This is a genomic window from Caulobacter sp. GW822-FHT07D08 (assembly GCF_058798735.1).
The window spans coordinates 25,312-50,171 of record NZ_JBXAKU010000010.1; the positions used below are offsets into that span (position 1 = coordinate 25,312).

At 65.5% G+C, this 24,860-nt stretch carries 22 protein-coding genes; 10 read left to right on the forward strand and 12 right to left on the reverse strand.

The window, feature by feature from the left end; all coding sequences use genetic code 11:
* Positions 1-17 precede the first annotated feature (17 nt).
* The 3 genes from AC1RJ9_RS18245 (at position 18) to AC1RJ9_RS18255 (ending at position 4,445) form a co-directional block, all read left to right on the forward strand.
* The gene (locus AC1RJ9_RS18245) at positions 18-422 is read left to right on the forward strand and encodes a helix-turn-helix transcriptional regulator (protein WP_099582479.1); all 405 of its coding nucleotides are present in this window, start codon (positions 18-20) and stop codon (positions 420-422) included.
* Positions 423-451: 29 nt separating this feature from the next.
* On the forward strand, positions 452-2,776 hold the full coding sequence (locus AC1RJ9_RS18250; protein ID WP_492838801.1) for a TonB-dependent receptor: 2,325 nt from the start codon (positions 452-454) through the stop codon (positions 2,774-2,776).
* 397 nt (positions 2,777-3,173) lie between these two features.
* Complete coding sequence (locus tag AC1RJ9_RS18255) at positions 3,174-4,445, forward strand: GntR family transcriptional regulator (RefSeq protein ID WP_492838800.1); 1,272 nt, start codon at positions 3,174-3,176, stop codon at positions 4,443-4,445.
* 141 nt (positions 4,446-4,586) lie between these two features.
* Here the strand turns inward: AC1RJ9_RS18255 and AC1RJ9_RS18260 are convergent, their stop codons facing one another.
* Together AC1RJ9_RS18260 and AC1RJ9_RS18265 are read right to left on the reverse strand one after the other, a co-directional pair.
* The gene (locus AC1RJ9_RS18260; protein WP_143324472.1) at positions 4,587-6,266 is read right to left on the reverse strand and encodes a tannase/feruloyl esterase family alpha/beta hydrolase; all 1,680 of its coding nucleotides are present in this window, start codon (positions 6,264-6,266) and stop codon (positions 4,587-4,589) included.
* Between the two features lie 230 nt (positions 6,267-6,496).
* The gene (locus tag AC1RJ9_RS18265; RefSeq protein ID WP_492838799.1) at positions 6,497-8,587 is read right to left on the reverse strand and encodes a hypothetical protein; all 2,091 of its coding nucleotides are present in this window, start codon (positions 8,585-8,587) and stop codon (positions 6,497-6,499) included.
* Between the two features lie 365 nt (positions 8,588-8,952).
* Between AC1RJ9_RS18265 and AC1RJ9_RS18270 the strand changes: the two genes are divergently transcribed.
* A complete protein-coding gene (locus AC1RJ9_RS18270) occupies positions 8,953-9,849 on the forward strand; it encodes a bestrophin family protein (protein ID WP_492838798.1) in 897 nt (298 codons plus the stop codon).
* Here the strand turns inward: AC1RJ9_RS18270 and AC1RJ9_RS18275 are convergent.
* The 3 genes from AC1RJ9_RS18275 to AC1RJ9_RS18285 form a co-directional block, all read right to left on the reverse strand.
* Positions 9,846-10,331, reverse strand: coding sequence for a universal stress protein (locus AC1RJ9_RS18275; RefSeq protein ID WP_099582473.1), 486 nt, complete (start codon positions 10,329-10,331; stop codon positions 9,846-9,848). The two genes, AC1RJ9_RS18270 and AC1RJ9_RS18275, sit on opposite strands and share 4 nt — an antisense overlap.
* Positions 10,332-10,503: 172 nt before the next feature.
* The gene (locus tag AC1RJ9_RS18280; RefSeq protein ID WP_099582601.1) at positions 10,504-11,277 is read right to left on the reverse strand and encodes an SDR family NAD(P)-dependent oxidoreductase; all 774 of its coding nucleotides are present in this window, start codon (positions 11,275-11,277) and stop codon (positions 10,504-10,506) included.
* Positions 11,278-11,305: 28 nt separating this feature from the next.
* Positions 11,306-12,517 carry a CynX/NimT family MFS transporter gene (locus AC1RJ9_RS18285; protein ID WP_492838797.1) on the reverse strand — a complete coding sequence of 404 codons (1,212 nt, stop codon included), beginning with the start codon at positions 12,515-12,517 and terminating at the stop codon, positions 11,306-11,308.
* Between the two features lie 102 nt (positions 12,518-12,619).
* Here AC1RJ9_RS18285 and AC1RJ9_RS18290 point away from each other — a divergent pair, with 102 nt between their 5' ends.
* The gene (locus tag AC1RJ9_RS18290) at positions 12,620-13,648 is read left to right on the forward strand and encodes an amidohydrolase family protein (RefSeq protein WP_492838796.1); all 1,029 of its coding nucleotides are present in this window, start codon (positions 12,620-12,622) and stop codon (positions 13,646-13,648) included.
* A 119-nt stretch (positions 13,649-13,767) separates the two neighbouring features.
* Here AC1RJ9_RS18290 and AC1RJ9_RS18295 read toward each other — a convergent pair whose 3' ends face one another.
* Positions 13,768-14,460, reverse strand: coding sequence for a helix-turn-helix domain-containing protein (locus AC1RJ9_RS18295; protein ID WP_492838795.1), 693 nt, complete (start codon positions 14,458-14,460; stop codon positions 13,768-13,770).
* A gap of 329 nt (positions 14,461-14,789) precedes the next feature.
* Here AC1RJ9_RS18295 and AC1RJ9_RS18300 point away from each other — a divergent pair, with 329 nt between their 5' ends.
* Positions 14,790-15,629, forward strand: coding sequence for an SDR family NAD(P)-dependent oxidoreductase (locus tag AC1RJ9_RS18300; RefSeq protein WP_492838794.1), 840 nt, complete (start codon positions 14,790-14,792; stop codon positions 15,627-15,629).
* A gap of 15 nt (positions 15,630-15,644) precedes the next feature.
* Here AC1RJ9_RS18300 and AC1RJ9_RS18305 read toward each other — a convergent pair whose 3' ends face one another.
* Positions 15,645-17,021 carry an MFS transporter gene (locus tag AC1RJ9_RS18305; protein WP_492838793.1) on the reverse strand — a complete coding sequence of 459 codons (1,377 nt, stop codon included), beginning with the start codon at positions 17,019-17,021 and terminating at the stop codon, positions 15,645-15,647.
* 285 nt (positions 17,022-17,306) lie between these two features.
* Here AC1RJ9_RS18305 and AC1RJ9_RS18310 point away from each other — a divergent pair, with 285 nt between their 5' ends.
* The 3 genes from AC1RJ9_RS18310 (at position 17,307) to AC1RJ9_RS18320 (ending at position 19,781) form a co-directional block, all read left to right on the forward strand.
* On the forward strand, positions 17,307-18,383 hold the full coding sequence (locus AC1RJ9_RS18310; protein ID WP_099582468.1) for an amidohydrolase family protein: 1,077 nt from the start codon (positions 17,307-17,309) through the stop codon (positions 18,381-18,383).
* 86 nt (positions 18,384-18,469) lie between these two features.
* Complete coding sequence (locus tag AC1RJ9_RS18315) at positions 18,470-18,916, forward strand: hypothetical protein (protein ID WP_492838792.1); 447 nt, start codon at positions 18,470-18,472, stop codon at positions 18,914-18,916.
* Between the two features lie 19 nt (positions 18,917-18,935).
* On the forward strand, positions 18,936-19,781 hold the full coding sequence (locus tag AC1RJ9_RS18320) for a fumarylacetoacetate hydrolase family protein (RefSeq protein ID WP_492838791.1): 846 nt from the start codon (positions 18,936-18,938) through the stop codon (positions 19,779-19,781).
* 7 nt (positions 19,782-19,788) lie between these two features.
* Here the strand turns inward: AC1RJ9_RS18320 and AC1RJ9_RS18325 are convergent, their stop codons facing one another.
* A complete protein-coding gene (locus AC1RJ9_RS18325; RefSeq protein ID WP_492838790.1) occupies positions 19,789-20,463 on the reverse strand; it encodes a TetR/AcrR family transcriptional regulator in 675 nt (224 codons plus the stop codon).
* A gap of 164 nt (positions 20,464-20,627) precedes the next feature.
* Between AC1RJ9_RS18325 and AC1RJ9_RS18330 the strand changes: the two genes are divergently transcribed.
* Entirely contained in the window at positions 20,628-21,491 is an 864-nt protein-coding gene (locus tag AC1RJ9_RS18330; protein WP_099582464.1) for an SDR family oxidoreductase, read from the forward strand.
* Positions 21,492-21,564: 73 nt separating this feature from the next.
* Here the strand turns inward: AC1RJ9_RS18330 and AC1RJ9_RS18335 are convergent, their stop codons facing one another.
* Genes AC1RJ9_RS18335 through AC1RJ9_RS18350 form a run of 4 tightly spaced genes read right to left on the reverse strand, consistent with a single transcriptional unit; the run spans position 21,565 to position 24,845 of the window.
* Positions 21,565-22,278, reverse strand: coding sequence for an SDR family oxidoreductase (locus AC1RJ9_RS18335; RefSeq protein WP_492838789.1), 714 nt, complete (start codon positions 22,276-22,278; stop codon positions 21,565-21,567).
* A complete protein-coding gene (locus tag AC1RJ9_RS18340) occupies positions 22,269-23,096 on the reverse strand; it encodes an SDR family NAD(P)-dependent oxidoreductase (protein ID WP_492838787.1) in 828 nt (275 codons plus the stop codon). Before AC1RJ9_RS18340 ends, AC1RJ9_RS18335 begins: the two co-directional genes overlap by 10 nt.
* Positions 23,097-23,118: 22 nt before the next feature.
* Positions 23,119-23,931: an SDR family NAD(P)-dependent oxidoreductase gene (locus AC1RJ9_RS18345; RefSeq protein ID WP_492838786.1), complete on the reverse strand. Its 813-nt coding sequence runs from the start codon at positions 23,929-23,931 to the stop codon at positions 23,119-23,121.
* Entirely contained in the window at positions 23,931-24,845 is a 915-nt protein-coding gene (locus tag AC1RJ9_RS18350) for a VOC family protein (RefSeq protein WP_295106707.1), read from the reverse strand. Before AC1RJ9_RS18350 ends, AC1RJ9_RS18345 begins: the two co-directional genes overlap by 1 nt.
* Positions 24,846-24,860: the final 15 nt, after the last annotated feature.

Genomic DNA, 24,860 nt, shown 5'->3' on the forward strand with positions numbered 1-24,860 from the left:
TGATCCTAGAGGCGCCGATGAGACAGTTCCTGACCACCGAGGAGGTCTCCGAGCGCTACCGCGGTCAGATCTCGACGGGGACGCTGGAGAATTGGCGCACCCAGCGGATCGGTCCGCCCTTCGTCAAGATCGGCAGAGCCGTGCTCTATCCGCGCGACGAACTGGACGCCTGGAACAAGCGCAACCTGGTGACCTGCGCCAACGGCAAGATGGAAGGCCGCCGGCGCCGGCGGACCGTCGAACGCCCGGCCGAGCCGCGCTCTTTCGGCGGACGCCATCGGCTTCCAGCGCGCCGGGACGGGCAGACACAGTCTGCCGCCCGTTCCTTCTCTATTGAGAAGCACATTCTTGTACAGCTCAAAAACATGTGCATAGGATGCGTTCAAGTCAGGCGCCTAAAAATGGCGATCCGGCATCAGTGATCGGTGCTCAGGCCGACGGGGAGGAAAACATGAACCAGCCGAAATTCGGCGCGGGCGAAGTCGTGCGCGCTGCGCGCAAGGTCGGCCTTTTCTGGCTCTGCGCGAGCAGTTGCCTGACCTTGCCATCCATCGCCCTGGCCCAGACCACGTCCACAGCGCCCGCGGCCAACACGCTTGAAGAGGTGGTGGTCACGGCTCGCCGGCGCGAAGAGCGGCTGCAGGACGTGCCGATCGCTGTGGTGGCGGTGAGCGAGCGTCAGCTGGAAGAAAAGAACATCAAGAACGTCAACGACCTGACCGTCGTCGCGCCAGGCCTTTCCATCCAGAACACCACGGGCAACCGCAACAACGTCACCTATTCCATCCGGGGGCAGGGACAGGCGTTCGGACAGAATTCGCCGGGCGTCGTCGCCTATTTCGCAGAAGTGCCCGACTTCTCGAGCGCGATCTTCGACCTTCAGAGCGTGCAGGTTCTCAAAGGGCCGCAGGGGACGTTGTTTGGGCGAAACACCACCGGCGGCGCTGTGCTGTTCTCGCCGCAACGTCCGACGGAGACCCTCAGCGGCTACGTCGTCGGGCGAGTCGGCGACCTGAACCGGCACGATCTTGAATTCGCCGTCGGCGGCCCGATCATCGGCGACAAGCTCATGGTCCGCGTCGCAGGTCAGACCCTCAATCGCGACGGATACACCAAGAACCTCTACAATGGGCGAAAGCTCGACAACGAGAACCGCCGAAGCGTTCGCGCCAGCGTGCTTCTGCGGCCCTTCGACGGGTTCGAGAACCTCACCATCTATCAGGATGACGAGGTCAAGGAGAGCGGCTCGGGCTCGAGCCTCGCCTTCGTGGCGCCCAATATCAACAACGCCCCGATCCTGTCGCAGCTGCAAGGCTACCTGGCGGCCCAAAAGGCGCGCGGGCCGCGTGTCATCAACGCCAGTTGGCCCGACTATACGGTCCTCGATGGTCACGGGATCCTCAACTCGACCTCCCTACGCCTGACCGACCACATCACGCTGAAGAACATCGTCAGCAACCGTCACTACACCGGCGGACAGTCCTACGACCTGGACTCCACGCCGCTCGACCTTCTGAACGTCACCAACCCGCCGGGTAAGAAGATCGAGTCCACGACGGAGGAGTTCCAGATCCAGGCCAGCTGGAACGCGGTCAACACCGTGGTCGGTTACTACCGGGAGAACACAAAATCGCCGGTCAATGTCGGCTTCGACACCAAGCAGTTCTTCTCCGCGCCCGTGCTGGGCGCCCTGGCGCCGCCCTTGGCGCTGGCCTTCCCCAATGGCGTCGCCATCCAGGCCATCGCCTATGGCAACAGCTCCAACTCGTCCGAGGCCGTCTTCGGCCAGGTGGACTGGAAGGCGACCCAGAAGCTGACCCTGACAGGCGGGATCCGCCGGACGGAAGACTATCGGCGCTCGTTCTCCCAGACCTTCCTGGTCCTGCCTGGACAACCCGTGCCCACCGGCCCCACCGCGACGGGCCCGTCCTCGTCGGGCGTCTTCAAGGCCACGACCTGGAACGTCGCAGCCAACTACACCTTCACGCCCAACCTCAGCGCCTATGCGACGGTGCGGCGCGGCTACAAATCCGGCGGCTTCAACGGCACGGCGCTCTCGGCGGCGGACAAGTATTTCCAGCCTGAGTTCGTCACCGACCACGAAGTCGGCGTGAAGGGTCAAACCACCCTGGGCGACATGCATTTCCGCTACGCCGTCGACGCCTTCTACGACGACTACACCAACATCCAGCGCTTCATTAACCTGCCCACGACCCCCGCCTCGACCGTCACGCGCAACGCCGCGTCCGGGAGCATCAAGGGGCTCGACGTCGATGTGGCGGCCCAGCTGGCGGCCCATTTCGACGTCTCGCTGATCTACACCTACATGGACGCCAGCTACGACAAATACGAAGATCCGGTGCAGGGCGATCTGACCTCCAGCCGGTTCCCCAACACGCCCAAGCACCAGCTGACCCTGACGCCGCGCTTCACCTACGACCTGGCCGGCGACTGGGGCTCGCTGAGCGCCCTGGCCAGCATCTACTACCAAAGCGGCATGGCGCTGGATCCGGCCAACAAGCCCAACGGCAATCCCGCCGTGGCCCTCTCGGCGATGGGCGCCAATGTGCCCGGCTACACGCGGGTCGATCTGCGGGTCGACTGGCGCGATATCCGCCAAAGCCCGGTCAGCGCGGCCTTCTATGTCCGCAACGCCTTCGACAAGGACTACGTGGTGGGCAGCAACAATCAGCTCTCAACGCAGTTCGGCGTCGGGACCTTCCTCTACGGGGCGCCGCGCCAGGTGGTCTTCGAGCTTCGCTACGCGTTCCATTGATCCCTGTGTCGCGCCGGTCCAACGCCGGCGCGCCACGTCACGACGCGATGAGCGCCGCCTCCCGGGGCGGCGCACTTTTTTGACCCAGACCCTCGCGGAGATGCTGGCGTTGGCGGACCGCTGACGGGCGTCTTGGCCCTCGATCCGCTGCTGAGGCGCCCCGCCCTTAGCCAATCTGGAAGGCGGGGCCAGTAGGCTAAAATAGGCGCCTGTTTTCATCCGACGCCAATCTGTCTACTAGGAAGAAGGGCAGATTGGGCCGGGGTCTCCGCAGTTGACGACAGAACCGTTTGACGCCGTGTCGCCACCGGCGGATTTCGGGCCGGATTCGGCGGGCGCTCGGCTGGCGGAAAGAATCGCGCGCGAGGTGCTGAGCGCCCGCTCGCCCCCCGGAACGGTGATCGCATCGCAACAGGACCTGCGCGCCTCGCATGGCGCAGGACGCGCCGTCTTCCGCCAGGCCGTACGCATCCTGGAGGAACGGGGCGTGGCCTACATGCGGCGCGGCCCCGGCGGTGGGTTGGTGGTGGCCGAGCCGAATCCGGACTTCGTCGGGCGCTCGCTGTCGATCTTGGTCGAGAGCCTGACCCGCGACATCCAGCAATTGGGCGTCCTGCCCTACGCGCTCGAGACCCACCTTTTTCTCCATGGAGCGCCCCGTCTAGGCCCAGAAGCCTGCGAGCGGATCCGGGGCCTGATCCATCGCCTCGATCGGATGGCCGAGGCCCAATTTCAGGCGGTGGGGGGCCACCGCCTACTGCATCAGGCCATCCGGACCGCCTCGCGCGAACCGGCGGTGCTGCTCGCCAATCGGACGGCCAGCGAGTTCGCCAGCGACATCATGCCTTACAGCATCAATGTCAGCGTTGAGAGCGAGCGCGGAGAAGCCTGGCGCATCACGCGCGAAGCCGCTGAAGCGCTGATCGCCGGCGATACGCCCACGCTGTTCGACTGTCGCCGCCGGATGCTGGCGATGTTCCACGCCAGGTGGCCGACCTGGAACGAGACCGACCACGACCCGGGCTCGCCGCTGAAGACCGTCGATCCGGGTCGGCCCGAGTTCAACCGCGCGGGCAACCAAGCCGAACGCCTGACCCGCGAAATTCTGCGCGAGATCCGCTCCAAGGGCTGGCGAGCCGGAGAGCGTATCGGCAGCGGCGCCGAATTGATGGCGCGATATGGCGCCAGCACGACCATCCTGCGCCAGGCCGTGCGAATGCTCGAGGAGCACTCGGCGGTGGAGTTCATCCGGGGCCGCAAGGGCGGGCTCTATGTCGCCACCCCCAACCGCGCGCGGACCATCGCCCAGGCCGCAGCCTTCCTTGCACGCAGCGCGCCGGCTCCCGCCGACATCCACGCCTTTCTGACCCAATTGATCCTGGAAGGCCTGAACCAGGCTCGCGCGGCAAGGCTGGCTGGCGGGCGCAAACAGCCCCAGGCCCGCGAGACGATCGCCTTTGGTGATTTTTGCACGTTCGCCGCGACGCAGTGCGCCAACCCGATGGTCGAGCTGTTCGTCGAGATTCTCTTGCCGTTCGGGGTCCAGCAAAGTCAGGCCGCAACCCAGCCCGGCGCCGTCCTTGACGCCTTTACGGCGGGCGATCTGGCCACCCGACGGCGCCTGTTCCTGACGGCGGCCTGGAAGGCGGACGGCTCGGAGGCGCGTTGACGATCGTCCGGACCGCCTCTGAAGGCGTTCTGTGAGGCGATGTCGGCTGGCGCGCCGGACCGTGGGGTCGGCGTGGCGGGACCGCCTTGCACGGCGCGATGCGGACCGGCCCCGGCTTGAGCGCCGGGGCCGGCGATCGATCTAGCGGGACGCCACCTTGACCGGCGCCTTGCAGGACCAGTTGTGGGCCTCGCCAACCGCGCCCGGGACGCTGGCCTTCGAGCGGTCGAAACTCGCGACCAGCGGATAGGGGCAGAGCAGGAAGTCGCGGGCGTCGCCGGTCGGCGGCGGCACCAGAACACCGGAGACCTGCTTGGTCTTGGGATCGGCGAAGGTCAGCTGCACGCGATCGGCGCCGCGGTGGGCGACGGCCGGGCCGGGCTTTTGGCTTTTTTCCACCCAGTTGATCAGCTGGTCGAGCAGCACGTCGGGGGCGTCTTGCGGGCCGGTGCCGCCGCCGCAATGGCCCATGCCAGGAACACGGTAGAAGCTGGCGAACTCACGCAGGGCCGCCATGCCGCCGACCTTGGCCGCGGCGTCGGCGTAGTACTGCTGCATTTCGGTGTCGATGCAGCAAGGATCGCTGACACCGTTCCACATCAGCACCTTGCCCCCGCTCTTCTGCAGGCCGCGCAGATCGGCGCTATAGGGGTAGCCATAGCCGACCCTTTGGGCCGCCTTCCACCAGGCGTCGATCTGATCCTGGTTGTTGAAGTCGAAGTCCTTCAACGCGTCGAAGTCCTTGCCGAAATAGACCTTGGCCAGCGAGCTGCCGATGACGTAGCCAGCCGAGGACTTGGCGATGTTCTCGTTGGTCGGCGCGTCCGACCAAGGCGGCGGCACCATGCCCAGGAACCCGGCCCAAATGCCGATGTTGGAAACGGGGAAGCCGACCTTGATCGCGCCCTTGGGTCCGCGCGGACCGGCCACGATCGCCTGCAGGGTCTTCAGTTCGGCGGCGGTCAGGCATTCGGGGCCATCGGCCGACGCGCACTTGATCTTGGTGAAGTCGAAGCGGCAGGCGGTGTGGTCCCAGATGACGCCGTCCTTGGCGCCGTCGAGTTCATCGCAATCGGCCGTGACCTTGCGATCGACCATGGCCAGCTTGGCCGGCGACAGCCAGGCGCCCGGTTCACGCTGGGCTTGCTGGGCGGCGTTGATGAACGCCAGCATGGTCGCCGAACTGCGCCCGCCGGGCGCGCCCAGCAGGACCCCGTCGAAATCACCCGGATATCGCTGGATGGATTCGGTCGCCATGCGCCCGCCGCCCGAACAGCCCGAGAAGTAGCGATAGAAGGTCGGCGCGCCGTAATAGGCGCGGGTGATTTGCTGGGTGGCCACGGCCGTGGCGTGGGCGGCCAGATGGATGTGGTCCTCAGCCAGCACCGGGTCGCTGAGGAAGCCCCAATCCAGCATGTTGCCCTGGTGGCCGGTATCGGTGCCGGCGACGGCGAAACCCTTGACCAGGGGATTGCCGCCGGGGATTTGGGAATCGGTCGGCACATAGCCGGCCGAACCGCCCATGCCGATGAAATAGTAGCGCTTGGTCCAGCCCTCGTCGGGCAACTGGAGCCGGAAATTGGCCTTGTTGGTCGCGCCGCCGGCATGGGTCGTGGTCACATAGCCGTCGATCTTGCAGTGCGGCGTCGGCGCGGCGGTCGGCACGGCCGAAACAATGGTGGTGTCCGCCGGCGAGATGGCTTGGATGGCCTTCACGTCGCACGTCGCCGCGGCGGCCGCAGAGGATGGCGACCCGTACAGCGTCGCCGCGCCGGCGATCATGGCGCAGATCGCCAGCTGAAGTTTCAGTCTGTCTTTCACCGCTTGCTCCCTAAGGTTTCGCCGACTGTGTTCGGCTTGCTCATTCTTGGCGGGGCGTCGCGACGGCTGGCCTAAACCGTGACCTCAATTCCCATTTCGGGATCGCACGCCCTTGGCCATTAGAGGCCTTTGGAGAACGGTGTCCAGTCAAGAGTTCTGTATCTAGAATCTCGTTCTGAATATTTCGATCCAGTAACCCGGCCTGCGGCCGGGTTACTGGACGCGGCGGACTAGCTCACGACGATGCGGGCCGACGCCACGTTTTCGATTTGCCGGCGAGCTGTCGGGTCACCCTCGCGGTTCAACTTCACCCGGGCCGTGGCGAAATACGTACCCGGCCGGTCATAGGCATGGGCGAACGACAGGGTCAGTTCGGTCTGACCCGGCGCGATCGGCTGATTGACGGCGAAGCTCCCCGACCCATCCAGGTCCCAATCGACCCGCGTGAAGGTTCCCGCGCCGGGCGGCGCCTCGGCCCTCACCGTCAGCTCGACCTGTCCGCCGGGCGAGATCTGGCGGCGCAAGGCGCCGTCGGCGGTCACCGACACCACGGGCTGAGTGCCCCCGCGCGCCTTGGCGGTCGGCGGCAGGCTGATCTTGCCGTCGACGAAGCTATACTGCGTCTCGGGAGGAGCCACGCCCTTCTCCACCCAGGCAGCGAGATCGACCAGCCCTTGTTCGATGCTGGGCATGTAGTCGATCAGCCAAGTGGCGGTGGCGCGTTTGGGGTCGGAAGGCAGGAGCATCGGCGGGACATGCTCAGCGTTCTGGGTCCACTGCAGCCGGAACCGTTCACGAGCCTTTTCCGCACCTTGGGCCTGCTCCACGGCGCGTTTGTAGATCACGCCCTGAGGCGGCCAGAGCGAGGCGTCGTGGGTGTGGTGGATCCACAGGAGCTTGCCCTCGTACTGCCCCGAATATGGCACGCCCATAAGCGGCGACTGCATCGGCAGGCCGTGCTGGGGATAGATCGGCTGGCCATCGACCCGGAGGAAGTCGTTCAGCGGATCATCGGAAATGTGGTGCCGGTAAGCGTAGCAGAAGGCCAGGAAGGCGTGGTTGTCGACATGCACCTCGTCGCCGACCTGGACGCCGCGGAACCGCTTCAGATTGGCTTCGGCGCGGCCATCACAGAACAGCATGTCGCCGATCGACTTGGTGCAGTAGAGCTGACGTCCTTGCGCGGCGCCGGAAACGACACGAACGCCGGTCCCGCTGCGGTAGCCCTCGCCCAAGCCCTTGACCTCGACGCCGATGGGCATGTCGAACTGCCCCGTCGAGGAGGCCATGAACATCGCCATCGGCTTGGCGTCGGCGAATTCGGGACCCGCGAAATCCTCGCCGCTCAGCAGGTCCTGAGCGGTGATGACGCGGGTGACGGGCAGGACCTGGTCGATCAGATCGTCGCGCACGGCTTCTGGCTGATCGAAACCGACATAGCCTGGCTGGGTCCAGAAGGCCTTGAAGTAATCGGCGTCCTCTTCCAGCAACATGTCGGCGATAGACGACCACAGCCAGATCTGGCCCATGGGCTTGGCGATCATGAACTCGTCGCCGCGGGGATATCCCAGCCGATAAAGGTTGGCCAACTCCTCGCGTTCGTGGGTGTTCAGCCCCAGGAAGGGATCGCCGCCGCCGCCGGGTTGCATGGCGTCGATGACGCGTTCGAGCTTGCCGCCGCGCAGCAGGCGCTGAACGTTGAACATCGCGCCAAACGATAAGGGCTGCTCGCTCCGCACGCGCGAATTGGTGCCGTGCGGCTCGATGTTGCCGCCGCCCATGAACGGGAGGGCGCCGTCATAGACGCCGTCGCAGTATTCGAGGCACAAGGGCGAGCGGCGGCCGCCGCCGCTGCCGCCCCAGACATAGCTGAAATCCGGCTCCCGACCGTAGACCTGCTTGGCGATATGCTTGGAGAAGCGGGCGCTCTCGACGCTGGCGCGATAGCCATAGAGACCCGGATCGACGCCGGCCCTTGGATCCACGTCGTCGCCGATATGGCCCGAATTGGATTCGACCATGTAGCCGCCCAGCTTGGTCATCATCTCCAGTCCGCCAAGAATGGCGCCCATGGCGCCGGCGAACGCTTCTTCATGGCCCGCGTGCGCGCCCTCGAGCGGGTGGTACATGCGCCCGCCCCACTCGCCCGCGTCCGGAAAATAGAAGGTGAAGCGCGTGTCGGTGTTTTCGAACCCGCCGTGGACGTTGCGGTGGGGATAGGGCTGCTGGCGAAGCTCATCGCGATCGATGTATGGCCGGCCGAAATAGGCGTCTCTGACGGTGTAACCCTCGGTGTCGAGGCTGGATTTAGCTTCTGACATCACACTCCCCAATCTGTGACCTCTATGCGTCCGATCCTTGGCGCCGGCGCGTCTCACGGGTAGTGCCAAGCCGGCGCCTCCGTCAATCACCTCGCCTGGCGATTTCCGATAAAGAGCCCACTAATTTTCGCCATTTTTCGAAACGATCACGACGCTACGGTCAACTATTTCGAAAAACTGGGGCGCTTAAATAGCTTCGCGCGCACAGCGCACCGCGATATCGAGATCAGGGAAAACCGACGCCCTATTCAAGCATCCGCGCACGCGAAGGCTCTCACAAGCGCTGGGCGTCCGTCCCGAGGCTGACGCCCAGCCCGCGCCTCATTGCTCGCGTAAGGCACGATCGATTGAGAGGGTGAGCGTCGATGATCGTCAGAGACAGACCAGGACTGGGCGAGGTCCTGACGGCGATGCACGGCTCCATCGTTCCCAAGATCGCCGGCCGCCTGCTGATATTGGCGGCGATCTCAGTCGGCGCGGTCTTACTCCACCGCACCTTGCCCGAGCCCATGGGTCACCTTGGCGCCATGCCCTTCACCTTGATCGGCCTGGCGTTGTCGATCTTCATGAGCTTCCGCAACAACGCTTGCTATGATCGCTGGTGGGAAGCGCGCAAGCTCTGGGGGCGATTGATCATCGCCGCCCGGTCCTTCGCGCGCCAGACCGCCGTCCTCGACGCCGAGGTCCGAGAGCCCCTGCTGCTGGGTCTCTGCGGCTTCGCCCATGGCCTTGCGGCCAGGCTACGGGATCAGGACGAATCCGCCGCGATCAGGCCCTGGATCGCCGCCGACGACGAGCCTGAACCGCCCAATCCTAGTGATGCGGTGCTGGCCGAGGTCGGCGCGCAATGCGCGCGATTAGCGGCGCAAAAGGCGCTCTCCGACATCCACTATGCGGTTTTGGAAAGTCAGCTATCGGACCTTAGCCAGGTCCAGGCCGGCTGCGAGCGGATCAAGACAACGCCCCTGCCCTTCGCATATTCGCTGCTGCTGCATCGGACGGCCTTGCTGTTTTGCCTGCTGCTGCCGTTCGCCCTGGCGCCGGCGTTAGGCTGGTGGACGCCGCTGCTGGTGCTGATCGCCAGCTACACCTTCTTTGGCCTGGACGCGCTGGGAGACCAGCTGGAGGATCCGTTCGGAACCGACGACAACGACCTTCCACTCGACGCCCTGGTGCGCACCGTTGAGCGCGAGCTTCTACACGCCATCGGGCGATCCGACCTGCCGCCGCCGCTGGCCCCGCTCCGTTATCGGCTCACCTAGGCGTTTACGTGCTGGGCGGCTTTGGAAAACTCGGCCTCGAAGTCCTGATCGCTGATGTCGCTTCGCGCCACCAGCAGGCTGCAATCGAGATTATCGACGATGTAGGCCCCGTTGGCGCCGCTCCACCAACGCTCAAGCAAGCTACGCTTGCGGTGACCGACCACGACCAAATCGGCGCGGACCTTTCTGGCGTAGTCTCCGATCTGCTGGGCCGGCTCGCCGCGAACCAGCGCGCCGGTTGAATCCAAGCCCAGCATCTCCAGCTTTCGAAGCCCTTCGTCGAGGACGGCGCGATAGGCTTCCAAGTGGCCGTGGGCCGCGCCGACATGCGCGCCCTCGGCGAGAGCCAAGCCGCCGCTTTCGGCCAGGACCGATAGCAGGAAGACCTTGGCGCCGCATCGCTTGGCCAGCAACGCGCCCTCTCGCAACGCCGCGCGCCCCGCCTTGGTGCTGTCATAGGCCAGAACAATCCGCCGATACATGATGAAGCCCTATTCCTTGCGCGCTCGGGCGCCGAACGCGGCGGCGCCGGAAACCGCCGACGCCAGCCTTCGAAACCGATCTTCTAATCTTGAACGAAATTGACAAGCTTGTTCAGCTTTTCGTTGACTCCGTCGCGGGCTCGCTCGCCAGGCGCTGCATGGACGCCGCCGCTCAGGCCGACATCATCACCCCCGAATGGAGCGCCATCTGCCCGCCATCGGCGTTGAGGATCAGCCCCGTGAGATAGGAGGCTTCGTCAGAGGCCAGGAAGGCGATCGCCTCGGCCTGCTCCTGCGCGGTCCCCATGCGCCCGAGCGGGACGCGTGCGATCCGGGCGCGCAGCCGCTCGGAAGCCATGCCATCGGCCCCGGTGGTCAGGTCGGTGGCCGTAATGCCCGGACACACGCAGTTGACCCGGAGGCCATAGCGTCCCCATTCGACCGCCAAGGACCGCGTCAGGCCGATCACGCCATGCTTGGAGACCACGTAGCCCAGTTGATGGGGCACAGCGGCCAGGCCGGCGATGGAGGCGACATTGATGATCGCGCCCCGCGCGGCCGGGATCATCGCCGCCTTGGCGACCGCCTTCGACCAGAAAAATTGCGAATAGAGATTGATGCGCAGCACCCGGTCCCAAGCCAGGAAATCCTCGGCGGGCGCGACGACCGACACGCCGGCGTTGTTCACTAGGATGTCGATCCGATCGCGGGCCTGCATCACCTCGGCGACGGCCTGCGCCGCCACCGTCTCGTCGGAGGCGTCGCCCGGTATGGCGAGGGCTTGGCCGCCCGCCGAGCGGATGTCGGCGACGCTCGACAGGGCGGCGGCCTCGTCAAGGTCGTTGACGGCGACGAACGCTCCTTGCGCCGCCAACAGCAGCGCCGTGACCTTGCCAATGCCGCCGCCGGCTCCCGTCACGATGGCGACCTTGTTTGCGAACCGCATGGTGACTCCGTCCTGAGCGTTCATCCCGTTAGGCCCGCGCCAGCTTGATCGAGGTCGGCGACACCTGGGCCGAGACTAGACTGGCGCGGCCGGCGATCAGGCCGGTGATGACCAGACCGGCCCCGATAACCACCACTAGGCCGGCGACGGCCTGGAACCCGCCCGTCCACTGGCGGACGAGCCCGACGCTGAGCGGCGCAAACGCGGCCGGGACGTAGCCCACGCTTTGGGCCATGCCTGACAGGTGCGATGCGACATGGCTGTTGGCCGAGCGCAGCAGGACCATGGTCAAGGCCAAGGCGAACAATCCCCCCTGAGCCAGCCCCTGGATGACCGCCCAGACCCAGACGCCGGAAAGCGGCGCCAGCAGCAGGCCCAATAGTCCGGCCGCCGCGGCCACCGAAAGCACGACCGCGATCATCGACTGAGCCGGCTTGCGCGTGGCGAGCGAGGGCACGGTGAGCGAGGTCGCCAACTGGACTACGATCAGGACGGACAGCACCAGTCCCGCCGTCACCGCGTCCAATCCCCGTTCCCGCAGGATCGGCGCCAACCAGCCCAGCACGCAAAACGCGAGCGCCGACTGCAGGCCCATGAACAGGGCCACGCTCCATGCCAGTCGATCGCGCCACAGGCCCACGACCGGTTCGACGACCAGATCGTCGCGCTCGACCTTTCGCCCCAGCTGTAGCGACCACAGCAGCAAGGCCCCCACCACCGGCGCCGCCCAGATCGACAGGCCCACGCGCCAGCCACCGCCCAGCGCGGTCTCGATAGGCACGGTGACGGCGGCCGCCAAGGCCGCGCCGCCCGAGATCGCCGTGACATAGGCGCCGGTCACGATTGCGGTCCGATCCTCGAAATCCCGCTTTACCAGGGTCGGCAGCAAGACGTTGGCTATGGCGATCGCCGCGCCGGCGAGGATGGAAAAGGCAAACAGGGCCCACACCGCCCCGAGCGCGCGCCCGGCGGTTCCAAGCCCGATCAGCGCCAAGGCGCCAAAAAGCGCGCGCTCGGTCCCCAGCCGATGGGCCAACCGCGGCGCCAAGGGCGCGCACAGGCCAAGACACAGCACCGGCAAGGTGGTCAGCAGCCCGACCTGCCAGGCGGTCATTCCGGTCTCATGCACGACCTCGGGCAAGCGCACCGACAGGCTGGCGAACACCAGGCGCAGGCAAAATGCGGCGCCGACAATGCCGGTCGCCAGCATGAGACGGCCGCTGGGCTTGATCTGCTGCATCGCTCGCCTCCCCACGCGCCATACGAGATTCTGCCGGCACGGGTTGCCACAGATCATTCGACGGTGAGAATATCAATCTAATAACAGATCGACGAGGAAACCATGCTGATCGACGTGCACGCCCACCTCTTCACGCCAGGCATGATGAAGCGACACCCGTTCTGGGGCCCCTTCATGAAGCCCCAGGGCCTGACGGTCGGGCATTTCTCCCTGGGCACCAAGCAGCCCGCCAAGGCCAAGGACGACGCAGAGGCCGAAGCGAACCTGCTGGCCCGCATGACCCATTCGGCGAGACTGGCGGTCATGGAGCAGCGCGGCGTCGACAAGCTGGTTCTGTCCACGCCTTCGCACGCCTTCATGTACTGGGCCGGCGCGTTCGGCACCGAATACGCCAGGATCTGCAACGACGAACTCTCGGCCTTCTGCCAGGTGATGCCCGACAAGTTCGACTTCTGGGCCCACGCCAACTTGGCCGATCCGGATGCGGCGGTCGAGGAGATCGACCGCGCCGTGCGCGTTCTGGGCGCCAAGGGCCTTTGTGTCGGCGGCACTAATTTCGACGGAGTTCAAACCTACGACGAGCGCCTGTTTCCCGTCTGGGCCAAGCTGGCTGAACTCGATGTTCCCATCATGGTGCACGGGTTCAACCAGTCGATCTATCTGGGCGAGCGCCATCACGAGGATCGGTTCGAAACGACGTCCATCGTGGGCGACTGCGTCGATGAGACCCTGTTCTTCTGGTACCTGATCTGTGGTGGAGCCCTGGACGCCTTCCCGACTCTGAAGACCTACATCACCCACGCTGGCGGCATGGCGGTGTTCCAGCTGGGCCGGCTGTCTGAATTGAACGGGGCAATGGCCCCCGATGCGCGTAACCAGCGTCCGCTCATGGACTATATGAAGAACTTCTACTTCGATCTCGATGTCCACCACCCGGCCCTGCGGCGGGCCGTGGTGGAGGTGATCGGTCCAGACCAGCTGCTCTATGGCACCAACTTCGGCGGGGCCTACGACCATGGCGACCTCACCGCCGGGATCGACCTTTCCGAAACCGATCGCGAGAAGATCCGCAGTGGCAACGCCATGCGGTTGCTCAAGCTCGATATGGGCCAGGCGGTGCGGGCCGCCTGATCCCGTCAAGCCGGTGGTGTCGGTCCGGCGATACGGCGCAAGGGCGTCGACATCGCTGGCCAGATCCCCGGGGGACCACCGGACGGCGCGCCCCGCGAGCCTTCGTCGATGTCACGAAATCAGCCCGTCGGCGCCGCCGGACGGCCGGGCCGGCGGCTTGCGCCGGCCATGTCGTCGACCAAGGCTGGCTGGGCCGGGGGACCGCGGAAATCGGCGCGCGGCTCGGCCGAGAAGGGACACGTCAGGACCGCGAGGGCGGCCTCGAAGATGTCGCTGTGGTACTGTTGGTGGCTGACATAGCCGCCAGGCGACAACTTCAGCTTTCCGCCCAGCTCCGAAATGCCGTTTAGGAATATGCTAGCGCTCAATGCGAGCCGGCGACGAAACACGTCCGCCCCCAGATGCGACAGGCTTTCGCTCAATTTGCTGCGGATTTCGGTGGAGGCCGGCGAAATGTCGGCCGAGCGTTCGAACGGATGCTCCTCCGGTTCCAGCTGCATGACGGCGAGCGTGAAGCGCGCATAGTCCCTCATGGCCTGTACTTCCAACATCGTCACGAGCGGCGAGAACAGACAGCTGAGCAGCCGCGGCACGCTGAAATCGCCCTCGGCCCGCGCGACCTCGAGCAGGGTCTGGCGATGGGCTTCCATGGCCGGCAATCGCATCTCGGACACGGCCTGGATCAGGCCCAGCTTGGAGCCGAAGTAATGCTGAACCACGTAGTTGTTGGCCTGCCCCGCGGCCGTCGCCAGCTGCCGTAGCGAGACCCCGTCAAGACCGTGCTGACCATACAGGCGCTCGGCGACCAGCATCAGCTTTTGGGCGGTCTTGGGGTACTCCTGAAAACGTCTCGGCATGCTCGATCCTTGCCCGACTGCCAGCGAAAATAAAAGCCGGCGCTCGACGATCAGACGCCGAAACCCGCCTAATTAAGTCACTTGACTTATAGTAGGGATAAATCTTCCATGCCGCGAGGCGTTTCGTTCGCTGCGGCGCGCCGCCACAAACAGGCCTCGAGCGAGACCCCCATGCGCTGGAAGGGATCGCGCTCCGCCAGCGTCCGGTCAGGGATGGCGGGATGTGCGCGATGGCGGCGCGTGGACACGTGCGGAAGCAACCACCCTACGAGAACGGAAGATCCATGACACGTTTGACCGGCAAGACCGCTGTCATCACCGGGGCCGGCTCGGGGATCGGTCGCGCCTCGGCGCTGAAGTTCGCGGCCGAAGGCGCCGCCGTGGCTGTCACGGACATCCTGGGTGACACCGCCCAGGCCGTCGCCGAGGAAATTCGAAGCGCCGGCGGACGGGCCGTGGGCTTCGCGGTCGACGTCGCCGACGACCAGGCCTTGAAGGGTATGGTCGAGCGCGCCATCGCCGAGTTCGGCCACCTCGACATCCTGTTCAACAACGCGGTCAATACGGCGGCGGGCAAGCGCAAACGAGACGTGGACTTCCTGGAGTTCGATCCAGCGGTCTTCCAGGAGATCGTTCAGGTCAACGTGCTGGGCGGGGTTTTGGCCTCCAAGTACGCCCTGCCGCACATGCTCGAGCGCGGCGGCGGCTGCATCCTGTTCACCTCCTCGACCAGCGCCCTGGGCGGGGATGTCGCGCAGTTTTCCTATGGCGCGTCAAAGGCGATGGTGAACTGGTACGTCAAAACCATCGCCACCAACTACGGCAAGCAGGGCGTGCGGTGCAACGCGGTGATCCCCGGGGTGATCGAGACCCCGGCTATGAAGGCGTGGGCCAGTCCCGAGATGCATTCGGCATTCATGAAGCTGCAGAACGCACCGCGTCTGGGTCGCCCCGATGACATCGCCAACCTTGCCGCCTATCTGGCTTCGGATGAAGCCGCCTTCATGAACGGCGGACTGTACAAGTGCGATGGCGGGATGACCGCGCCTCTGCCCTTCGCCCAACTGCAGCTCGACTATCTGATCCCCCAGCACAAGCCAGCCGCCGATCGCGTGCCCCCTTGATCCGCGGGCTGGCCGTCAGGACCGCGCCGTATCGGCTTCCGCCGCCGCCTCCAAGGCCTCCAAGGCCTCCAAGGTGCGCTGGTAGGGTTTCAGCCCCGACCAGGTCAGCCATAGGCCGAGAAGCGCGATGGGGCCGCCGACGACGGCGAGCGCATAGGGCAGCCCCGCATCGTCCTTAAAGACATGATCCGTGACCAGGGCGACCGACATCGGTCCAAAGCCGATGCCCACCAAGCCGCCGATGAGCAGATAGATCGCCACCGCCTTGCCTCGCATACGGTTCGGCGTAATCGCCTGCACGGCCGTCGGCGCGGCGGCTTGGGCCATCGCGAAGCCGGTGACGACCACCGTCAGCAAGGCGAAGCTGAGCCACGGCGCGCCGACGAGGGACCATAGGCTCACCGTTGGCAAGACCAGCAGCCAGGCCAGCATCGCCACGCGAAGCCGCGCGGCGGGCACGCGCTTGGCGGCCCAACGATCGCTGAGCCAGCCGCTGATCAGGGTCCCGACAAGGCCGCCGGCCGCGACCAGCACCCCGATGATCAAGCCCGAGGTCTTGGTCGGAATACCAAAGCGGCGATCAAAGAGGGTCGGCGCCCAGGCCAGGGTCCCATAGCCGATCACGGCGACCACGCCCGGATAGGTCAGCACGCGCGAAAAAGCGGCGGCATGGCGTTTGAGATAGCTGAAGAAGCCTCCCCAGCCGGCGCTCGTCTTCGACAGAAGCACGCTCACCGCGTCCCGGCGCACGGGCTCGCGGATGGTCAGCAAGAGCAGGGCCAGCGCCAGACCCGGCGCGCCAGCGACCAGAAAGGTCAACCGCCAGGGCGACATCAGCCCAACGCCCGGCAGGTTGAGACCCGCATCGGGGATGATCCGTGCGATCAGCGCGCCCAAGATCAAGGATGCGCCCGAACCAATGGCCAAGGACAGATAGTAGACGCTGAACGCGCGCCCCCTCCGTTCGGGCGAGACGTAGTCGGCGATTATCGAATAGGCGGCCGGCGCTAGCACGGCCTCGCCGATCCCCACGCCCATCCGGGTCAACACCAGCGCGTCGTAGCTCTGCGCAAAACCCGACAGAACCGTCATCACGCTCCACAGAACCATGCCGACGATGATCAGATTTCGCCGGATCGTGCGGTCGATCAGCCAGCCGAACGGCAGCCCGGCAAAGGTGTAGAAGAGGGCGAAGGCGTATCCCTGAAGGAAGCTGAAGGCGGTGTCGGAAATGCCAAACTCGGCGCGGATGGGGCGCACCAGCAGCGCGGGCAGCTGCCGGTCCAGTTGCGAAAGCAACGTCGCCACGAACAGGACGCCGATCACGTACCAGGCATAGCGGATCGGGGGATAGGGCGTCTCGGTCGCCGTCGCGCTCGCCTGTCTGTGCATTGTCCGTATCCTCCGCCGATAAACGCCCTTTTGGGGCCCCGGGCGCTCCGTCGTAGAGTCGACGTCGCCTCTTTCGCCTCGCGCGCTCAAGGCCGCGACGCGTCGGACGATAGGCGATCGGGCCTCGGCGCTGTCAAGGTTTGTTTTGACAGCCGAATTACATTCGCGTTAGAGAATGAACTGAACACTATCGACCAAACCGTTCAAAAAATGCGATAGTCGCGCCAGGGAACGCACATAGCTCGAAGAGCTCCGCCAGGGGGCCTCGACGCAGGAGGAAATCAGATGCTGATCGATCTTCACGCTCACGCCCCGCTGCCGGGCTACTACAACCAAGATCCGCACTGGGGCCCCTTCTTCGAAAAGCATGACGACGGCCATATCCGCCTGCGGGTCGGCGAATGGGTGCTGACTCTGGGCTCGCCCGAGCGTCGCGCCGCGGTCAAGCGGGGCGAGACGATGGAAGTGGCCGAGTTCATGTCGAAGTGGAACGATCCCAAGCACCGCCTGGCCGGCATGGACGCTCTGGGTCAGGACGCCCAAGTCCTCTCGGTGCCGTCGCACTGCTACATGTACTGGGCCGAGCCGGAGTTCGCCAACCGGTTCTCGACCACGGTCAATGATACCCTGGCCGAATACTGCAGCCGTTCGGACGGCCGGTTGATGATGTGGGCCACGGCCGCCCTGCAAGACCCGGTCAACGCGGCCAAGGAAATCCGTCGCGCCTGCACCGAGCTGGGGGCCAAGGGCCTCAGCGCCGGCGGTTCGAACTTCGGCGGCCTCGAGTTCGACGATCCGCGCATGGACCCGATCTGGGAGACCCTCTGCGACCTCGATCTGCCGATGTTCGTACACGGCTACAATCAGTCTGTGACCTGGGGGTCCAAAGCCAACACTGACAAGTACGAGACGACGGCCATCGTCGGCATGAACTATGACGAGACCAAGTGCTTCTGGTACCTGATCTGCGGCGGCGTCCTCGATCGCTTCCCTAAGCTGAAGGTCTATATCACCCACGCGGGCGGCTTCGTGCCCTACCAGCTTGGCCGCCTGGCCCAGACCATCAAGAACCTGGACGTGGTCCACAACAAGAAGGACCTCGAGGAGTACCTGCCGAACTTCTGGTTCGATCCGGAACTGCATGAACTGCCGATGCGTCAGGCCCTGGTCGAGGTCATCGGCGCGGACCGGCTGGTCTATGGCACCAATTTCGGCGGCAGCGACGCGATCCGTGGCGACCTTACCGACGGCCTGCGGATTTCTCCGGAAGATCTCGAAAAGATCCGCTGGAAGAATGCGGTCGACCTGCTGAATATCGACCTGGACAAGATGGGTCGCGCGACCAAATCGATCGCCGCCTAATTCCAGTCTCCGGCGCGGCGGCTCCTTGAAGAGCCGCCGCTTGCCGTTCCGAGCCGTCGCCGGCTTGGCGCGAGGTCCAGGACCCCATGACCCATCCGACCGACTGCAAGATCTGTGGAATGCTGCATGCCGCGGCGACCGAAGACGTCGTGCTTGCCGGCCCGCTTTGGGCCGTCGTGGCCATGCAGGATGTCCCCGGAATGCTGATGGCCTTCACCCGCGATCATGATCGCGGCGTGGGCTTCCTGTCAGATGGAGCCGCGGCCGAGCTTGGCCCGTTAATCAACGCCCTTTCCGCCAGACTGGTCGCGACCGGGGCGTTCGAAAGGACCTCCGTCATCTATCTGGGCGACAGCAACGCCCATACCCATTTCATGCTGCTGGGTCGCAAGCCTGGGGATGAGCGCGTGTTCGACAATGCGCCCCTGCTGGCTCGGTTCGCCGCCAAGGACCGCGATCGCGCGCGGGCCATTGTCGCCGATTTGCGCGACACCCTTGGCGGGACGCTCGCGCCCGCCGCTGCCTCAGCCTAGCCAACGTCGAGGAAAGCCGATGAAACTTGCTCGATGCTCGGATGGCGGCGACGCGTTCTGGGCGCTCGTCGATCCCGACGCCGACACGGCTCAGCCGATCGCCGGCGGCGTGTCGGACTGGGGACCCGATGTGACGCGGGGCGGCGGCCAGGACGCCCTCACCTTCAAGGGCCCGATACGCGCCCTGTCGTCGCTACGCCTGCTGGCGCCGTGCGAGAACACCAGCAAGGTCGTCATCGCCGGCGCCAACTACAGCAAGCACCTGGTCGAATTCGGCGTCGCTGCGCCAACCCAGCCCATCGCCTTTCTCAAGGCGTATGGCGCCTTGATCGGCGCCGCCGATCCGATCCGCTATCCGCCGCTGACCGAGCAACTGGACTATGAGTGCGAGCTCGTTGTGGTGATCGGCGACGCGGCGATCGACCTGGACGATCCTCTCGCCTGCGTGCTCGGCTACACGGCGGGCAATGATGTCAGCGCGCGAGATCTGCAGCGCAGCGGCCCGCCGGGCATCGGCATGGACCTCTATGCCGCCAAGAGCCAGGACAAGGCCACGCCGGTCGGCCCGTGGATCGTCACCCGTGATGAATTTGCGCCGGGCAGCCCGGCCTTGCGCCTGTCGACGACGGTCAATGGCGAAGTCCGGCAAGACGGCACCACCGCCGACATGACGTGGGACGTTCCCGAGCTGATCCGGTTCGTGCATCAGCGTGTCAGCTTCGGCGTCGGCGACCTGCTGTTCACCGGCACCCCCGAGGGCGTGGCCCAGGCGTCCGGCCGCTATCTGAATCCCGGCGACCTGGTCGAGGTCTCGCTCGAGGGCGTGGGCGTCCTGCGAAATCAGATTGCGTCCCGCGCCGGCTGACGCCCGCTCATCTCGCTTTGCGCGCGTTCAGGATCTTGTCGACCGTCTGCTGCAGCCTTAGCGCCAAGGGTTGGCCCTCGCGAGGGGAGACCACGGTCTCGCTGAGCGCCAGACGCACCATCATCTCGGCGATGGCGCTGCGATCGACCGAGACACCGATATCTTTCTCCCAGGCGTCGAACACCGTTTCCAGCGCCGACAATACGCGCGCGATGAAATGGTCGAAGTTCGACTCGAAGTACTGCAGCACGAACGCCGGCTCGACGTGCAGGAACTGAGACCCTCTGCGGGTCTCATTGTTGGAGACGCTGTAGCGCAGAAAGGCCCCGAACCGTTCGGCCGGCGTTTCGCATCCCTCCATCGCGTGGCTCAACTCGTCATCGGTCTCGGTCCTGAGCCGCAGCAGCACCGCTTCCAGGACCGCTTCCATCGACGGGAAATACCGATAGAGCGTCCCGCGCGAGACGCGGGCTTCGTCGCAAACCTCCTGCGCGGTGATCCGAGGGGTGCCATGGTTCATCATCACGTTCTGCGCGGCGTTGATGATGTTCTCGATGGTCTTGGCCGCCCTCGGGTCGGGTCGGCGCGGACGAACGTCGACGTTGGAAGCGGAAGCTTCCGCGCGTCTGGCCGAGCGCCTGGCCAGGATGTCCGGACGAGCCGTCCGGGCGCTGGAGGTCATGCTTGGGGTGCTCCGATATACAATCTTCAGCCTAACTTGCGTCGCCTCGGCGCGCAAACCGCGTACGGCTCGCTTTCGGAAAATAAACGAGACAAAAATCGGAGCTTTGACTAGAAAATATCGACATCGGACAGCTCGTCAGAAGCTTCGAGGAAACATCGGACATGCATATCGATCTGAGCGCCAAACGGGTGATTGTGACCGGCGCGAGCCGAGGAATCGGGCGGGCCACGGCCGCGGCCTTCGCCCGCGAAGGCGTGCGGCTGGCGATCTGCTCGCGCAACCCCGACACGCTGTCGGCCGTCGCTGAAGACATGCGCGTGCTTGGCGCCGCGGAGGTCATCGCGGTCGCGCTCGATGTGCGCAATACCGCCGCCGTTCGCGCCTTCGTCAATCAGGTCGCCGAAACCTGGGGCGGCGTCGACGTGCTGGTCAACAACGCCGGCCAGGGCAAGGGCGGCAGCCTCGAAACCTTGGAGCCCGAGGATATCCTCGACCACGCCAACAACATCCAGATCGCCCATTTCCGGTTCGTCCAGGCGGTCGTGCCTCACATGCGCGCGCAACAGTGGGGGCGGATCATCAACATCAACGCCCTGGCCGGGGCCCTGCCGACGCCGGACGGCATTCCCTCGGTGACCAACCGCGCCGCGGGGATCGCCCTGGCCAAGCTCTTGGGCCAGCAGCTGGCCAAGGACAACATCCTGGTCAACAGCCTGAACATGGGTTGGATCGATACGGGCCAGTGGGATCGCCACTACAAGGAGATGCCCCCGTCCATCTCGCGCGAGGAGTTCCTCGAAATGGTGGTCAAGGTCGTGCCCCTCGGTCGGTTCGGCCGTCCCGAGGAGGTGGCCAATGTCTGCCTGTTCTTGGCCAGCGACCTTGCGACCTTCCTGAGCGCGGCCTCGATCGATGTCTCGGGCGGCCTACAGGGCGCGATCGCCTACTATCCCACCCTCAAGCGCGAAATGCAGGAAATGGGGCTGGAGCGTCAGGCCACTCTCGAAGCGGCCTCCGCCGCCTAGGGCCGCACCGCGCCGGGTCGTCATCCCCGCACCGCCGCGGGGATGACGCATCGCGGCCTTGGAGAGGCCCGGCTTAGTGGGCTTCGCTTTGCGGATAGATCGCCAGGCGCGCGATGGTCGCGTGGTCGGGCTGCTCAAGCATGAACCGGATGGCCCGAGCGATATCTTTGGGATCGAGCGCGACCGGATCTTCAATCTTCGCCGCCGCCATCATCCTGTCGAACATCTCGCTTGAGGTCGAACCCGGCGCGATCGATCCGACCTTGACGCCAGCCGCGGCCAGTTCGATCCGCAGCGATTGGGTGAAGGCCTCGAGCGCATGCTTGAGCCCCCCATAGACGCCGCCCGCCCGGGAGATCAGGTAGGCGCTGATGCTCGACACGTTGATGATCGCGCCAGACGACTGACCGCGAAACTCTCGAGCGAACACGTAGGACGAGCGCACCACGGCCTCGAAGTTAACCCGGATCATGTAGCTGACGGCGTCGAGATCGATGGTGTCCATCGTTCCGACGGCCATGACACCGGCATTGTTGATCACCACGTCGGCGCGCCCAAATCGCGCCTTGGCCAACGCCAGAAGTTGCTCTGGAACATCGGGCTCGGCGATATCCGCCGCCAGCAAGGCGCTGGGGCCCGGCAAGGTCGCGGCCAGCGCCTCGAGCTTCTCCAGCCGGCGGCTCGTCAGCACCAGATTGCACCCGGCGTTGCTCAGATCGAGCGCCGTCGCCGCGCCAATGCCGGCGGAGGCCCCGGTCAGGACGACGGTTTTTCCCTTCAACTCCATTGGCCGGGCGCCTTTCTCATGCCTTCGATAGTGGGCCGCATGTCGGCCACGCTGGGCAGGTGCGCGGTGAACCCGCCGTCGACGGAGAGGATCTGGCCGGTGACGTAGGAGCTGAGGTCGGACGCCAGGAACACCACCATGTTGGCGATGTCGCGCGGGGTCCCCAGGCGCGGCACCAGGCAATGGCTCAGGAAGATGTTCTGGATGTGCGCGGGCAGCCGTTGCTCCATGCCCGGCTGGATAATCAGACCTGCGGCGATGGCGTTGACCCGCACGCCCTTGGGGCTATATGCGGTCGCCAGGTGACGGGTCAGGGCGTTCACCGCGGCCTTGCCCGCCGCATAGGCGAAATTGCTGACGTCGCCCGAAAGGGACTGGCCCGACGAGATGTTGACAATCGATCCGCCGCCCCGCGCCAGCATCGACGGGATGGCGTGCTTGCAAAACAGCATCGGCGCGCGGGCGTTGATCGACTGGACCTGATCCCAAAGCTCGACGGACATCTCAGGGATGTCCAGGTCGCGGGATGAAAAGCCCGTCGCGCCGGCGTTGTTGTCGAGGATGTCGACGCCGCCGAAGGTCGCGACGGCGAACTCGACCACCGCCCGGATGTCGTCCTCGTCGGTGATGTCCCCGACCTTGCAGGCCACCTCGTGACCTTGCGCCTGCAAGCGATCGGTGACCGCTGAAAGCTCCGGAGCCCGAAGGTCGGTCAGCACGACCCGCGCGCCCTTTTCGGCCAGCGCCAGCGCCGTCTCCGAGCCGATAGAGCCGGCCGCGCCGGTGACCAGCGCCACCTTGCCGTCCAGTAAACCCATCTGTGTCTCCCCTTGGACGGCTCTAGCCGCCTTGTTGTTCCATCTCCGCGACGTTCGGCGGTCGCGACTGGTAGCCTGGCATGTGCAGACCGCCATCGACGTTGATCAGTTCGCCGGTCACGAAGCGCGACATCTCCGAGGCCAGGAACACCGCGACGGGCGCGATATCCTCTTCAGGGTCGCCGTTGCGCAGCAGAGGCTTGCGCGAGGCCGCCATCTCGGCGAAGCCCGGCATGGCTTCGGCCATGCGGTGAAAGACCGTGCCCATCGCCGCCGGCGACAGCAGGTTGACCCGGATGTTGAACCGCCCCCACTCGTGGGCGGCGCTACGCGTGAGGCCGCGGAGCGCCGATTTGGTGATGTTGTAGTCGGCGTTCAGCCAGGCGGCTGTCTCCACGTCGATCGAATAGAAGTTGATGATCGAGCCGCCGCCGCGGGCGGCCATGTGGGGCCGCGCGGCTTGCATGGCCCACCACCCCGCCCAGAGCCCCGAATGCAGGGTGCTGTCCAGCATCTCGTCCGTCTTCTGCTCGAGCAGGACCTTGGGGCTGAGGGTGAAGGCGTTGTTGACGAGGATGTCGAGGCCGCCGAACAGATCGACCGCCTTCTGCACCGCGCCCTGGATCTGGTCCTTGACGCGCACATCGGCCTTAAGCACTTCGGCCCGCCCGCCCAGCTCCTCGGTCAGCTCCGCCTTGATGGTCGCGCAATAGTCCTCGTTGAATTCGGCGACCAGGACGGTCGCGCCTTCCCGGATGAAACGGCGGGCGATGCCGCGGCCGATGCCGCCGCCGCCGCCCGTGACCAAGGCGACCTTGCCGTCGAGCAGCCCCATCAGCGCAGCTCCTCGGGCGTGCGGATGGTCGTGCCGAGGATGGGCCCGACCAGCTGGTGCCCCCAGTAGCTCAGGCGCTCGGCGTTCAGTTCGAAGGGATCGCCGGGCCAGGGATGGGTTTCGGCGATCACTTCGACGGCGAAGCCCGAAGGGCTGAAGTGGTAGAAGGAGAAATGCGGGTCCTGGGTGTGTTGCCCCAGGGTCATCTGCACTTGGATCTGGCGCTTGTTGACGATGTCCCAGGTTTCGCCGACATCACGAAGATCGCCGGTCAACAGGCCGATGTGCTGGATGCCCATCCGACCGGGGGCGTGGCCATAGCCGATGTCGTGGCTGGTCAGGTTGTTGAGCCCGGCGCGATAGAACCCGGTCCGGCCCTTGCCCGCGCCCGATCCATACCATTGGAAGCCCATGATATTGATCAGGAAGTCGTCCAGCTCCGGGCCATATTCCGGGGTCATCACCACGACATGGCCAAAGCCCCGGCCGTAGGTGTTGAAGCCGCCATGGCGACGGCCCGGCACAAACGAGCCAGGCTCGCCCTTCTGGCCGTAGAACAGCTCGTACTGATAGCCCACGGGATCCTTGAATCGGACCACATCGCGCACCCCGCGGCGAACCTTGAGGTCATCGCCGCCCTGCTCCACGGCGATGCCCGCGTCCTGGAGCTTCTTGACGGCCTTTTCGAACGCGATCCGGTTGACGCATTCCCAGCCGATATAGGCCAGCTTGTCGATCGGCCCAGGCTGGAAGGCGAAACGATAGCGCCGATCGTCCATCTTCAGATAGAGCGCGTCCGGCTCGTCCTCCGGCGAGGGCGCGATGGCCAGACCCAGGACTTCGGGTCCGTAGCTGCGCCAGGCCTCGATGTTGGGGCTTTCAAAGCCCAGATAGCCGATACCCCGGATATCCATGGTCCAGTTCCTCGT

Excerpts from the sequence above, each read along its gene's own strand:
- AC1RJ9_RS18350 (WP_295106707.1), bottom strand. The coding sequence starts at position 24,845 with ATGGATATCCGGGGTATCGGCTATCTGGGCTTTGAAAGCCCCAACATC.
- AC1RJ9_RS18275 (WP_099582473.1), bottom strand. The coding sequence starts at position 10,331 with ATGTATCGGCGGATTGTTCTGGCCTATGACAGCACCAAGGCGGGGCGC.
- AC1RJ9_RS18325 (WP_492838790.1), bottom strand. The coding sequence starts at position 20,463 with ATGACCTCCAGCGCCCGGACGGCTCGTCCGGACATCCTGGCCAGGCGC.
- AC1RJ9_RS18305 (WP_492838793.1), bottom strand. The coding sequence starts at position 17,021 with ATGCACAGACAGGCGAGCGCGACGGCGACCGAGACGCCCTATCCCCCG.
- AC1RJ9_RS18285 (WP_492838797.1), bottom strand. The coding sequence starts at position 12,517 with ATGCAGCAGATCAAGCCCAGCGGCCGTCTCATGCTGGCGACCGGCATT.
- AC1RJ9_RS18245 (WP_099582479.1), top strand. The coding sequence starts at position 18 with ATGAGACAGTTCCTGACCACCGAGGAGGTCTCCGAGCGCTACCGCGGT.
- AC1RJ9_RS18340 (WP_492838787.1), bottom strand. The coding sequence starts at position 23,096 with ATGGGTTTACTGGACGGCAAGGTGGCGCTGGTCACCGGCGCGGCCGGC.
- AC1RJ9_RS18345 (WP_492838786.1), bottom strand. The coding sequence starts at position 23,931 with ATGGGGCTGCTCGACGGCAAGGTCGCCTTGGTCACGGGCGGCGGCGGC.
- AC1RJ9_RS18320 (WP_492838791.1), top strand. The coding sequence starts at position 18,936 with ATGAAACTTGCTCGATGCTCGGATGGCGGCGACGCGTTCTGGGCGCTC.
- AC1RJ9_RS18310 (WP_099582468.1), top strand. The coding sequence starts at position 17,307 with ATGCTGATCGATCTTCACGCTCACGCCCCGCTGCCGGGCTACTACAAC.
- AC1RJ9_RS18315 (WP_492838792.1), top strand. The coding sequence starts at position 18,470 with ATGACCCATCCGACCGACTGCAAGATCTGTGGAATGCTGCATGCCGCG.
- AC1RJ9_RS18300 (WP_492838794.1), top strand. The coding sequence starts at position 14,790 with ATGACACGTTTGACCGGCAAGACCGCTGTCATCACCGGGGCCGGCTCG.
- AC1RJ9_RS18270 (WP_492838798.1), top strand. The coding sequence starts at position 8,953 with ATGATCGTCAGAGACAGACCAGGACTGGGCGAGGTCCTGACGGCGATG.
- AC1RJ9_RS18330 (WP_099582464.1), top strand. The coding sequence starts at position 20,628 with ATGCATATCGATCTGAGCGCCAAACGGGTGATTGTGACCGGCGCGAGC.
- AC1RJ9_RS18335 (WP_492838789.1), bottom strand. The coding sequence starts at position 22,278 with ATGGAGTTGAAGGGAAAAACCGTCGTCCTGACCGGGGCCTCCGCCGGC.
- AC1RJ9_RS18265 (WP_492838799.1), bottom strand. The coding sequence starts at position 8,587 with ATGTCAGAAGCTAAATCCAGCCTCGACACCGAGGGTTACACCGTCAGA.
- AC1RJ9_RS18280 (WP_099582601.1), bottom strand. The coding sequence starts at position 11,277 with ATGCGGTTCGCAAACAAGGTCGCCATCGTGACGGGAGCCGGCGGCGGC.
- AC1RJ9_RS18250 (WP_492838801.1), top strand. The coding sequence starts at position 452 with ATGAACCAGCCGAAATTCGGCGCGGGCGAAGTCGTGCGCGCTGCGCGC.
- AC1RJ9_RS18295 (WP_492838795.1), bottom strand. The coding sequence starts at position 14,460 with ATGCTGGTCGCCGAGCGCCTGTATGGTCAGCACGGTCTTGACGGGGTC.
- AC1RJ9_RS18290 (WP_492838796.1), top strand. The coding sequence starts at position 12,620 with ATGCTGATCGACGTGCACGCCCACCTCTTCACGCCAGGCATGATGAAG.